At 63.7% G+C, this 13578-nt stretch carries 4 protein-coding genes; 2 read left to right on the top strand and 2 right to left on the bottom strand.

The window, feature by feature from the left end; translation table 11 throughout:
• The first annotated feature begins 765 nt into the window (after positions 1-765).
• On the top strand, positions 766-1974 hold the full coding sequence (locus tag ACFYOW_RS13015; RefSeq protein ID WP_387287350.1) for a hypothetical protein: 1209 nt from the start codon (positions 766-768) through the stop codon (positions 1972-1974).
• A 139-nt stretch (positions 1975-2113) separates the two neighbouring features.
• Positions 2114-5563 (top strand): DEAD/DEAH box helicase, encoded by a 3450-nt coding sequence (locus ACFYOW_RS13010; RefSeq protein WP_387287348.1) that lies wholly within the window; start codon positions 2114-2116, stop codon positions 5561-5563.
• 74 nt (positions 5564-5637) lie between these two features.
• Here ACFYOW_RS13010 and ACFYOW_RS13005 read toward each other — a convergent pair whose 3' ends face one another.
• Positions 5638-10278, bottom strand: coding sequence for a DEAD/DEAH box helicase (locus ACFYOW_RS13005; RefSeq protein ID WP_387287346.1), 4641 nt, complete (start codon positions 10276-10278; stop codon positions 5638-5640).
• Positions 10275-13574, bottom strand: coding sequence for a hypothetical protein (locus tag ACFYOW_RS13000; RefSeq protein WP_387287345.1), 3300 nt, complete (start codon positions 13572-13574; stop codon positions 10275-10277). The genes ACFYOW_RS13005 and ACFYOW_RS13000 overlap by 4 nt, the downstream gene beginning before the upstream one ends.
• Positions 13575-13578: the final 4 nt, after the last annotated feature.

Raw genomic sequence — 13578 nt, 5'->3', positions numbered from 1 at the left:
CTACTGACCTGGTGTTTTCGTGGGGCGGATGACGGGATTCGAACCCTGGTCCGGCACTTCACGATTCGGCTGGTCAATAGCCTGAGCTAACCCAAATATTGGGCCTCAACAGACCTTTCAGAACTTTTCAGTACGTTACGAGTCACCAAGCTACCACCTCTCTGGTGACATAGTCACCACGCCTTTTGCCGCTGTGATCTTCGGGGTGGTGACGCCGTCACCACCCCGCACCGGGTAACGGGAAGTCTCCCGCACCGGGTCTCGGGATTGGGCCAATCGCCGCGCCGCCTGCCCGGACGGGGAGGCCTGCGAGATCGGGCGTATGCAGGCCTGCTCGCCATCGGGTCAGCGACCGGCGGAGACGGATGCCCGACTGCTGCGATAACGCCCAATGACGGCGCGCGCCGCAGCGATGCAGGCACCGGCGCCGAGTGCGCCACGGTGTCGGCGACACTGAGCTCACTCCCGTCCTAGAACAAGGAAGTCCAGCACGATCTCGAACCGCTGACGTCGCGTTTCCTGTGATCGGCCAGCCCGTATCTGCCAATCCGTGGCGTGGCGTTCAGTGCCTGGCTGGCAGGGTCGTACACAGACGACCCGGAGTACGGCGGATGCGCATTGACAGCCGATACAACGACGCCGTGTCTGTCGAACTGCAACCAAGTTTCGCCCCGACCCAGAACTCCGGTTTCCATCGCGAGTCTTCAATCACGACATAGGATTTCGCCAGGATCCGTACGGCACCATGAACACCCGGAGCAACGAATGAATCCGATGACGACCGGTCGCCCGGTATACCAGCTGTGGACCGCGAGCAGAGGTTGGGCCGCGCAAGAGGTCGTCGGGATCCACGCCTATGTTCCGAACTTCATCGGGATGCTCGGTGACGATTTCGATCCTCGCGGCACCGAGACCTCTCGTATGGTCGAGCTGATTCCCGAACCGGAGAATCCACATGACCGGAACGCGGTCGGTGTCCGTTTCGGGAACCGTACGGTGGGGTATTTGCCCCGGCAGGACGCGATCCGTTATCACCGACCGCTGTTGGAACTAATAGAACTCGGATACGTGCCGGTGGCGGCGGGTCGAATCTGGGCGCGAGAGTATTCGGACTGGGACGAACACGGCCGCGAGCAGCGCAGACTCAGTACGAGCTTCCACCTCTATGTGTCGAGCCCTGAAGCTATCGTCCCGCTGAACGATCCACCTGCAGTGGCATACACGCTGCTGCCGGAAGGTAGCGCGGTACAGGTACTGAAGACAGCTGACCACGCGGATGTATTGACGTGCTACCACACCGATGGCGGAGACCGCCCAGTGATCGTCTCCCTTGTCGCGATCGAGCAGTCGAGTGCACGGACCACGAAACGAATCGTGGAGGTCCGGATCGATGAGGACCGAATCGGGCAATTGTCACCCGCGATGAGCGAGAAATTCCTACCTGCTGTAGACCATTTCACTACTCGTGGCTGGGTGACGGCAGCGCGTGCAGTGCTCACCGCGTCGGCAGTATCGGCGACTGTCTCTCTGCGGGCCCAGAAAGCATTCGAGCTGGGACCCGAGGTATTGGACGGCCCTCCCACGGTTGTGCTGCCGCGCGGAATACCGAAGCGGAATCATCCCATGTGCGGCGAGGTGAGTTCTCGCCCGGCGCCGATGGAGGAGGTGCAATCGGGTGTCACCGCAAACGGCAGCCGGATCACTGTTCGCGAGTCGCCCGCCGAGCAGATCATCACTGTCTCAATCGACTTCGCAACAGCCCTGACTCCATGGCAGTCGCGGGTAGCAGCGGACGTACAGCAGACCGCGCAGCGGCTGCTGTCGACACGACGGTTGTCCGCACCCGCGGCGATGTTGACCGACGGTTCGTTCTCCGCGTCGGCGCCACTGGATGTCGGACAAGAGTTCGTCGATGCACTGATCGGGATCGACGACTCGAATTTCACTGCCGCGCAGGAGTTCATCAACGACTGAAGCTGGCAGTGGCTACGTCCCGGTCCCGCACGCCGTATTCCGTAGGGACTCTGACGTTTTCGGCGTCGCCGAACTCGAACCAGCGTACTGTTGATCAAGTCCTCGCTGTCTCGAGCGGTAGTGGATGGGGGAAGCAACTATGGGTGGGACAAAACAGGCCGCGCAGTTGGTCCGGTTCTGGCGAGCAGTCGAGATGTTCAGCCCACAGGACGTCCCCGACCTGACGAGTCGGTCCAATCGCCCTTCCAGCCCGCTCGTCATGGACGTAGCGGCCAATCAGATCGCGCCGTGGGACCGGGATCATCCACTGTGGCGCGACCGATTGCCCGCAGGGATGACATGGCAGTTCACCGTCTACGGCGGTGTATACGACGTCAGCCGTGCACGCGATGAACTGATCCGAGTATTCGGTGCCGACAGGTGTCCACCAGATGGACGGCCCGCCGGTGCCACCGCTATGTTCGCGTTCACCTTGGACGCACAGGGGCGCATTGTGGAGAACTCGCCGATCCTATCGGCATGCGCATGGGCGATCAGCCGCCTTCGGTCGCCCGGACCACATGACAACTCATGGCTCGACGGATTCGAAGACGACCACCGCGGTTTCATTACGGGGCTCAACAAGATGGCGCCCCCCAAGGTTGGTTCCGCCCGGGAAGAGCTGCGACAGTCCGCATTATCGCGGGCCGCCGCGGGCGTGGGACGGCAAGCGCGCGCAGCCGGTGCAGAGGCAATTGTCAAAGGAGCAGGATCGGCGGCCACGGTCGCCGCGACCGCAGCGGCGACCGCACTGGGTGGACCAGTTCTTGGCGGGATCGCTGGCACGGTAGCCGGCACCTTCGCCGAGCGAATGTTGACACGGCGGCCCGCCAATGGCGCAACACCAGCAAACGGCGACGAGTCCACCGTGCCGAACTTGGATCTGACCAGCGGCGATCTACACGACTTCATAAATGAGCTCGCCTCCGCGTTGGGCATCAAGGATGCACTCGGCATCGACGGACTGCGAGTGAAATGCGTCCAGGTTCGAGAACGCTACGCCGGGGAAGCGTCCGATCAAGACTTCCTGAACAGTTTCATCGCCAATGACTTGGCACGGGTGGAGACGGCCGTACAACAGGGCGATGTCGGCGACGCGCTGCGCGGCTATCTTTCTGATCTCCGCGAGATCCCTGCCCAACGCCGTGTCGATGTAAGGACCCGACCTGAAACAGTGGTGGCCGGAGTCTCACCACTTCGCTTTCCCACAGGACGATGGCCGGGCGATGTGCGGCGACCACTGGTGCTGAGCCAACAGTTCGCGGTGAATCAATTGATGGCCGAACTCCGCGATAGCAAAGGGGTTTTCGCGGTCAATGGACCACCTGGCACCGGCAAGACCACAATGCTGCGCGATGCACTCGCCGCAATCGTTGTAGAACGCGCGACCCAACTCGCGGAATTGGATCGCCCCGCCGCCGCGTTCACCCGCAAGATCGAGGTCGTCCAGGTGGGGGAAAACAACTACAAGCCAGCGGTCTACGAGTTACTTCCCACTTTGACCGGCTTCGAGGTCGTCGTCGCCACTGCGAGTAATGACGCGGCGACCAATGTGACGGCGGAAATACCTGCCGTCACCGCGGTTTCGGGAGCACAAGACGAAGCCGTGGCGGTCGACTACTTCACCGACCTGGCATCGCTAGTTCTCGATGGTGAGGCGTGGGGTCTGATCACCGCTGTCTTGGGGAAGATGACGAATCGGCGGGACTTCGTCGGCAGATTCTGGTTTGGGAACGACTCGCGAGATCAGCCCGTCGCCCCGCAGACAGCAAACGAGACTGACGCTAACCGAGCCACACCCCAGAACATCGGTATGAAGGATACGTTGACGCGGGCAAGCGCAGAACCCGCAACGGTCCCGGACTGGGCTGCGACCGTGAGGTCGTTCAAGCGCGCCCAGCAGGAAGTTCGTCAACTCGCAGAGGAGCGGCAGTCCGTAGCAAACGCCATTGCCGAACTGGCTCGCCTCGACGGAGTAATCCGATCTGCTTGGGCCGACATCCTGTCCGCGAATGAGCAACACGAGCACTGGGGCGAGCAGCACCGCACGGCGCAAGAACGCTGCCGTGCCGCCGATGCTGAATATCGGCAGGCTGCTGCAATCCTCACTGATCACGACCAGCGCAAGCCCGGATTCTGGGTTTCACTGTCGACGTGGTTCCGCGCCGGCCGAGAATGGAGCACACGAAGCAAACAGCTTGTTGCCGCCCGCGATTCGGCGAAACAACAACTCGACAATCAGATCGCAGCAGCGCGAATCGCCTACCGGCATTACCAGGAAGCTGCCGAGTTGGGGCAACGGCGCGTCGAAGAACACCTCGATGCAGTCGCTGCCCAGACAGCCGTTTCCGCGCTGATCGAGCAGGCACGCCAGCGGTGGCCCGGGACTGTGCCATTCGGCGAGAACCTAGCCGACGAGCAACAGTTTCAGCTCTGTAATGCCTGGGCCGACAAGGAGTTCACCGCGGCGCGGCACCGTCTTTTCCTCGAAGCGTTGACACTGCACAAGGCATTCACGCTCAATACGGCATCCCAGATGCGTGGCAATCTGGCGGTAGCCACCTCGCTGATTCGCAACCAAGTCAAGACCACACCGAAGCCCGAAACCATTGTCGCTGCTTGGCAAACGCTGTTCTTGGTCGTGCCGATGGTCTCGACAACATTCGCCTCTCTCCCGCGCCTGTTCAAGGACCTCCATAGCGAGGCACTCGGCTGGCTGTTTGTCGATGAAGCCGGCCAAGCCACACCACAGCAGGTCGCCGGCGGGATTTGGCGTGCCCGCCGCGCGGCCATCGTCGGAGACCCACAGCAGCTGGAACCAATTGTCACACTCCCGTTTCCGGCGCAGCAGGCGCTGCTGCGGCATCACCGCTTGGATGAAGAGTGGACGCCGGACTTCACCTCCGCGCAGCGAGTCGCGGACCGACTTGCCCGGCACGGCACCGCACTGGCAGACCCCAACGGCGACACCGCGATCTGGGTCGGTTCGCCACTCCGAGTACACCGACGCTGCGACCGCCCCATGTTCGAGGTGTCCAACCGCATCGCCTACGGCGGCGACCTCATGATCTACGGCACCCCGGACCGTGGCCAATTCGTCGGCGAAAATACGTGGTTCGATATCCCATCGAATCGCGCCGATGGCAACTGGATTCCCGCCGAAGGCGAACAACTACGTAACCTGCTGGACATGCTGACGAACGGCATGGCTGTCGCGCCCAATGACATCCGCGTAGTCAGCCCGTTTCGGGACGTCGTGCGCGGCGCGAAATCCATTGCCCGGCAAGTCGTCGACCGCGATTTCGCAGAGCGAAACGTCGGGACCGTCCACACCGTTCAAGGTCAGGAAGCCGACGTCGTGATCCTGGTGTTGGGGACCCCACCCGAAAAGGGCGGGGCCAGGGCGTGGGCCTCCGCGAAACCCAATCTCCTCAACGTCGCGGTGTCCCGCGCGAGACGTCGGTTCTACGTGATCGGCAACCGGCGCCTTTGGCGTGAACAGCAGTACTTCAGTGTGCTGGCAACGGAACTCCGGGCAGCGAACGGCTGACATTCGGCACCTTATGCATTGGAACCCGACGTCGCCCCTCAGCGATGGGCTCTACCCTTCGATTTTCTGAACCCTCACTGCACGAGTCGATCTCGGGTAGTGAGCCCGACCAGAGGCCGCAGCACGTCTACAGCAGCTCTGCGGCCGAGTTGGTCATGGTATTGCTGGTTGCCGAAGCTGCGCAGGCAGCCGTAGCAGGAAGTCTCCTCACCGCAGTCGCAGTTCGACACACGGTCGAGGGCCGCCGCGAATACTCGATCGAGGTTGTTGGCGATTCGCAGTACGCTGCCGGCCCCTCCGGGGACCGCGTCGTAGAGAACGATGCCGGTTCGGCCGCCGGGACGCTGATACAGCGTACCGTCGATGTCGTCTCGCGACAGCTCGAGCCGCTCAGCCGCACCCTCGAGCAGCGCGTACAGCACCGACCTCCAGTGCGCGGTGATGGCATGTACCGGCATCGCAGCGAAGTTGAAACTCAGATCTAGCAGATCAGTTTCGTACGCATGCGCCAGTGAACGCCATCGCATCGGTCCAGTGCACTCGGTGCCCTTGAGCAGATGGGTATGCGACTTGCTCTTGGACTTCTTCTGCAGGCCCGGAGTCGTTCCGGCGCCGCACCAATCGCAAATCAGGAATCCACTGCCTCCATGGCCCTCGGATACGGCGATCAGGCGGCCTCGCGATCCTGCGCGACTGTGGATTTCACCTCCATTCGCTCCGAGCCAGCTGTGCTCGGTGAGCTCCTCGGCGGCGAGTGAAAGCACGTGTGTCGCGCCGTTCCAGCTCCGCTTCGGGGGCGTACCGCTCGTCCGGGCAGGGCTGGACTGGGCAACAAACCCGAATTCGGGGATGACGTACTGCCGGGGGACTCGAGTCTGGAACGTCGAGCAGGCAGGGCAGGTCGGGCTCGGTATCTCGTCGTCCTCCCAGAAGTGTTGGCACCCTTCGCAAACGAAGTACGATTTGCCGACCAGTTCCCGATCAGGCAGTCGGTACACGCCGCCGGATGTCCATTGCACACCGCCCGCGACGACTTCGGCGCCGGGGGCGTACTCGTAGATGGCGGCCGATAGGTCGCGAGTCAATTCGAGCTTGGCACCGACCGGTGAGTCGGAATAGGAAGTTCGCAGCTCGACAGTGTCGACGGGAAAGCCGTATTTGGGTAGCACGTTGTGATTCGCCAAGTATCCGATCAGATTCCGTTTCGTCAGCGTGTTGATGGTCTTGGCGAATCTGTTGATCAGATGGTCTTTGCGTTCGTCGTAGGCTCGTTGCCTCTTCTCCTCGAAAACTGCGACGTCATTGGACAACTGGTCTTTGATGGCGTCCAGTATCCCGACCAGATGCGCTACCCACTCTCCGGTGTCGACTCCTATTTCCCCCTGTACCTCGGTGGGCAGCACTTGCTTCAGCGAAGCCTGCACGCCCGGTGGGACGGGGGTCAGGAACGCTCGCACATGGGATGCCGGGGCTGGGTCGCCGAGGAAGAAATCACCGGCCGTCGACCAAGTTTCACCAGTGCCTTCTTTCGCTGCACGGAAATACGCCGCCAATGCGATCGAGTGTGCGTGCCGACGGTCTATTCGCTCATTACCCAACGGTACGTACGGTGCGCGGACCTCACCGGCGATCATGGACACCGGATCGCTGTAGCGGGTCAGGTCGTGGGAACGCCGCTGCGCATAGGTGACCACAAGCGCAGCGGAGTCCGTACGCCGTCCGGCTCGTCCGGCTCGCTGTACGTAGTTCGCGGTGGTGGGCGGCATGTTTCGCAATACCACCGACTGCAGTTCTCCGACGTCCACGCCCAATTCGAATGTGGTAGAGCAGGACAGCACATTCACGTCGCCGCGTACGAACTGCTGTTGGATGTCGGCTGCTTCCTCGCTGGTCCACTGTGCGGTGTGTTCGCGAGCGGTCATCGGCACCGGGATCATGGACCGAAACAGCTGGCGGTAATGCTGATCGTCCTCGTTGACCGACGGAACCATGAATGTTTCGAGTGCGCCGATGCATCCCATCGTGGGGCATACGCCGCGAACCGAGACGGCGGCGATGCGGCGGCATTGTCTGCATCGGTAGACCGGCGACGTCACGGGTTCGAGCCGAAACCAGGAGCTGTCCAATTGCCGGACGACGCCCAAGCTACGAACATTGTCGGCGGTCAGCCAACTATCGCGTTGAGCGGTGATCAGTTTCCAGCAGCCGCGCAACACATCGGTCGGATCGGCCGCAGAACCGAGTGCCGACAGTACCCTGCGCATGTAATCCAGGCGGCGGTTCACTCCACGAGTCGGCAACCAGCTCAACACCTTTCGGGCGGGCTCGGCACCGTCTTCGCGGACGTAGATCGGACCGCGCCGCGGATCGAATGCCTCGTCACGCGGATCGACTTCGTCGGGCATCTTCACAGCGCCCTGCCTGCGCAGCGTGCGCAACAGCTCCGAGAGCAGATCCCAGGACTCATCGGCGCTCAGCCCCATCGCCGTGAGCGCGGACGGCACCTTCCATTGCGGGTCACGATCCAAGTTCACTCGCATCAGCCCGAGCCCCTCGAGCGACAGCCTGTCATCGAGCGTGACCAATTCCTGCATGATCCACAGGGAGGTGACACGTTCGCGCTGTTGGCGGGAGTCGCGCCGCTGGAATACGTGAGCGGTGTCAGCGGCCTTGGCAACGTGGTACACGACGTCGTCGATGCGAGCAGACTCATCGCGACGCACCGCCGCTTGCATGCCTTCGAGAATCAGTCGGCGACGCTGGATGGTCGAGTAGCTGGACTCGAGATATGGCGCGAAGAACGCGGCGGCCTGGCGGGAGTCGCTGAAGGTCAACAGCTTCCGACCCTCGCCTGGGCGATCGCCGACCGCGTCGTCGGTAGCCGGGGGGAGCGATTGATACAGCGCGGTCGCGAGCACGGCCGCCGCCGCGTCGCTGCCGCTTTCGAATTGGCGGATGGTCGCGGCACCACGGGCACCGCAGGCGGCGCATCCCGAAGGGGATTCACCGGTCAGATTGAGTTTGAGCACCGGCCGGAATTCCGTCGCCCGGCAGTTGTCGTGCCCGCAACTCGCTCGGACCGGTCCGAGCGCACCGCACGTGATGCACAGGTATCGCGCCTCACCAGTGACATCCGGCAGATCCTCGAACCCGGCGTCGTCCTCGTCGACGAGCACCGGCGAGTCGCCGAGCAGCATCCATACCCGCCGGTCCTCGCGGCTCACTCGCGGAGAGAACACGCCGCCGCTGATCGCCCCGGTCAGATGGACCGCACCGCACTGTTTGCACGCCCCGAATTCGAACATTTTGAGGTGGCATGACGTGCACTCCTCATGTCGGCCGAGCGACACGTGGGGTTGCGAGCTGAGACAGGTGAACGCGCCCTCGGTAGCGCGAGTGAACAGGTGGTACCGCGCGGACATCACCGGCGCACCGGATCGGTTTCGTACCGCCGCACCGACCGCCACTGCGGCGGCCAGCGCGGTGGCGGGTGCGGGATCATCGCCGAAGTACATGTCGGCCAGCCGTCCGAAGGGCACCGGGTGCGCGGCCAGCCGGGAGCGTAACCCGGCCATGGTCTGCTCGTGTGCGAGCGCGAATCCGGGGTCGTCGGAAGCGAATCCCCGATCGGTTGCGAGCTGCAGGACCTCGACGTCGATGTCCTGCGCCTGAGCCAGCTTTCGGTAGTCGCCTCCGTCCAGTGGACCCCAAAATTGTCCACTGGGCATGTTCTGTCGGGTAGCGGTGACCAGGTCCTGCCGGGATGCGTCGGTGGGGTGCCACTCGAACGGCACATTGAACAGTTTCTCGGCGAAATCCACCACGGCTGTCGGATCGTCACCCACGGTGGCGCTGGTCGCGATGCATTGCAATTCGCGCCCGCTTGCCACCCGCTCGTGCAGCCTACGCAACAGCATTGCCAATTCGGCGGCTTTGGCCCCGTCGTATACGTGTGCTTCGTCCAATGCGATGAACCGCCAGGCGCGGCCCTCGAACAGTTCGATATCGGCTGGCCGCAGCAGCAGGTACTCGAGCATCGCATAGTTGGTCAGCAGCAGGTGCGGCGGCTCCGCGCGCATCTCGTCCCGGCTGAGCAGTTCATTCGGCAACCGCGACTCGCCCGGATTAAGCAGTTCGAACTTCTCGGCGGCATCCCGTGCATATTCGGGTGTGTCGCCGGTGTAGCGCCCGAAGGTGATCTCCGGCACGTCGGCCAGCAGCTGACGGAGTCTCTTGAGCTGATCGTTGGCCAATGCGTTCATGGGATACAACAGCAGTGCTCGTACCCCCGGCCCGAGTTCGCCGCGAGCATGTTCAGACATGAGCGAAGCGAGGATCGGCAGCAGGAAGCTCTCGGTCTTGCCTGAGCCGGTGCCGGTGGCGACGACCAGGTTCCGGCCCGCCGCGGCCTTACGTAGCGCCTGCTCCTGATGCTTGTACAGCGGCCGGTCGAGTGGCAACGCCGGTCCGGCCAGTCGCCGGAACGAGGAATCGAGAACACCATCTCCGATCAGTCCTGCAAGGGTGCTACCGGTGGCGTAGGGCGGTGTCGCCTCGAGGATCGGGCCCTTGGTGAGCATCGGGCTGGCGGTGATCTCGTCCGCCAGGGCTTTGGCGATCTGTGGGTCGCGCACCGGCAGCAGCGACCGCAAGTACCGGCGGTAGGAGTCGACGACAAGCCCGCTGGTGGCAAGGGGATCAAGGGAGTCGGTCATGCTGGAGCCTCCGTCGCGATGTGGTGAAGCAGGAGCTCGGCGCGGATAAGGTCGAGGGTGACGAGTTCGGGTGCGAATCGGGCCATTTCGATCCACATCGGCCGCAGGTTCTGTTCGGCGACTCGGCATCGGGCATCGCCGCGAGCCGCGCTCCGGGCGAGCAGGGCGAACGCGGCCGATGCGGCTGGGATGTTCTGCCACCCGCCGGGCATCCGCGGATGACATCTGGCCTGAACCTGCGCATGTGCGCGAGGATCCGGCAGAGCTGTAAGGGCTGCGTCGATAACGGTCTCGACGGATTTGCCCACACGTGCCGCGCCGTCGGATTCGCGTGTGAAGAACACCAGTCGTGCGGCATCGGCTCGAGTGTCCTTGTCGAGAAGTGCGCCAGGCACTACGCCAGCGGCCTGGATGATGCCGCGTGCCTGACCCGAGGTCAGCGCTGCCATGGCATCTTCGCTCGCTCCGAATCCGCCGACGACGGCATGGGGGTCGGTTCCCGTCTCCAGAATCGCGGCCGCCGAGTCACCACACTGCCGTTCGACGGCTTCGCGGCACACCGGATCAGTGAAATCGCTCGCCAGCACGGCTACGGCAGGGGCGACGGCCCACATCGTCCGCACCGAATCCCGTTCGTGCACCATGGCAGCCGCGATCCCGGACGTGATCAACGCAATAATCACCTGGTCGGGATTCACTCGCAAGCCGACCAGTGCCTCCATTGCATGCCTTGGTCGGCGCAGTAGGGGTCGTGAGCAAGCCAGGCGAAACCGCTGAATGGACATCGCCGACCGCAGCCGCTCGTCCAGCAGAACCAGCGTCCACACTTTCGACAGGTCGGCGACATCGTCGGGAAAATCGGACTCCATCGCCACGAACGCCGCCAGCGCGGCTTCCTCGGGATCGGCGCTAACCAGGTGGCCCTCGGCTCCTACCATGTGGGCCGACTCCGGCCACCGCGGCCACTCGACCGGCACCCATGGGTCGTCGATTTGCAACAGCACTGCCAGCGGCCCGGCATCGCGCAGATTGTCCGACAACGTGATCCGTCCGTGTTCAACCGGAACGACCTCCGGCTCCCGCCACGGTGCCGTCGACGCGTAGACGCCGGCGGTTAGGCCATCAACGCATGCGCCGTCAACGAGTTCGAGCTCGTCACCGTCTCGGCGAATCGCTGCGGCGAGCCGACGAGGTCGGATTATCGCCACTTGCAGGGGGCTGCCCAGCTCCAGGAACAACTCTGCCCGTTGATGTTCCGAGACTGTGTCCTTGATCCGAGTGAGGTCGAATCGAGCCGTTCCTTCTCGGATTCGTCCGGTGAACGGCACCAGCTGGATAGACGCATCGCCGACGACGACGTGAAGGGGAGCCAATGTCGTCGCCCCGGGTACCTGTACCAAAAGTGCCCCCGGTTCCTCCGTGAACAGGTCCGAGGCGAGAGTCATTGGCCCGGAACGCCATTCCGACACCCGGTCCGCTGCTTCATGCATCACAAGCACATGCGGAGGCGTCACCATGAGCGTCGCAGTCGCAGTCTCGTGCGCGGTGGCGTACTGGATGGCCCCGCTTGCTTCTTCCGCCGCCAGCCGCAATGTGTGCGGCGTCACTCGCGCCCCGATCGCCGCGACTACCTCCGCATGAGCTTTCACCAGCCCCGATGGCCCGAAGGTTCGCACCGGAGGTGTATACCGCGCCGAAAGGCCCTCGGCGATGAATACTGTGCGACGTATGCCACGCCCCAACGGCCCCCGCACCGTGAGCTCGAACGAACCGAGCACCGGACGAGGCCATTGGTCCCACAGGTCAGTGATGTCCTGCGATTCCGAGAATACGGTGACGGCACGCGACACCGCGGACGTGTCGTCCCTGGCCGGGCGCACCTCGATGGTCCAACTCGTTTCGGCTTCAGGGATTCCGGGCAACCACACCGAGGGCGGTTGGGCGAGAACAGGAGTGCCGTACGGAGTGGTGACGCCGAGAACCGGCTCGCCGGTAACGATCCGGGGATGGCTGTGCCCGCGCACTGTCCGATGCATGCCGGGCATCTCAGTAAGACCGATCGACTTGGCGTCGGCCAGGTCGACCTGATGCAATCGCCACCCTGCCCAGCCCAAAGGGAGCCGCCCGTGGATGAGCGTTGGCGCTGCACCCTCGATGCTGAGTCCATACTGGTCCGGATACAGCAGCCACACCACATCCGGCGGCAGGGGCGCGGATGCGGGTAGGCGCCGACCGTCCTCGGTGAACACGAGCAGTGGGGCCTTGGCGTCGACCACATCGAGTTCCACGGCATGTTCCCAGCCCAGGAGCGATACCGCCACCGTTCGCGCCGGGCGGATCAGTGGGAATCGCGCAGCCGGCTGTATTTCTGTGCCCCCTGCCCAGTGGGCCTGGCTGCGAACGGTATTCGATACCCCGTCGATGGTGACGAGCCACTGGATGTCGCCGTCTGGGCTGTCGGTCGCGGGAAGCACCACTGTGACTCCCTGTCCGAACGGATCCAGCGCGAGCCGCGGCATCTCCCGCTTCCGCCACCCGCTCCGCCCGTCCCCTGTCCGCGGCTCCGGCACAAGCGCCCCGGATGTCACCAGGTCCTGCGCCGTCGTCGTCACCCGTGCGGGCAGGCCCACGCCGTCGAGGTCCGGAGCCGGGTCGGCGAGCCTGTCGAGCAGGTCGAAGCTGCGGTCCACGAAGTCGGCGGCGAACACACTGCCGTGTTTCAGGAACCGCTGCGCAGGCTTGTCCAACTCGTAGAGTTCGCGCCCCGGTGTCAGAACCCATGCCAGGAATTCGTCGGCCGTCAGGTGGGGATCTTTCTTCCGTCTCCGCAACAGCAACTGGAAGTAGTCCGTCAGGCAGCCGCTGGGCATGCCCGCGTGCATCAGGATCGGACCCACATAGCGAAGCGGCATCCACGCGAAGTCCGGCATCCCGAGCCGGTCCAGTGCGGCGAGGAAGCCACTGCCCCAAGCCTTTTGGTCGCCTGGGTCACCGACATGACCGACGGCATCCCACAGCTGCGGCCAGTAGGTGCCCTGCTGGTAGCTCCGAGCCGCGACACTCGTCATCCCGACCACGGTGCCCGCCGGCCAGCGGGTGAATATCCGCGTGGCATCACCGCCGTCCCGCAACCGCTTCCGATACGCCCAGCCGAGGCAACGCGCCACCTTCGCGGCATCGCTGTCCCTGACGCTGATTTCAGCGGCCAGCGACACACCGCGGAACCGCTTGGCCCACAGCTGTTCAGCGCGGTCCAACAGTTCTGGCGGTGTGACCTTCTCGGGCTTATCCCCCATAGCG

Origin of the sequence: Nocardia sp. NPDC006982, from assembly GCF_042869435.1 — a bacterium.
In the GTDB taxonomy this organism is placed as follows: domain Bacteria; phylum Actinomycetota; class Actinomycetes; order Mycobacteriales; family Mycobacteriaceae; genus Nocardia.
Note: the sequence above shows the minus strand (reverse complement) of the source record. Positions and strands in the feature narration are given on the sequence as shown.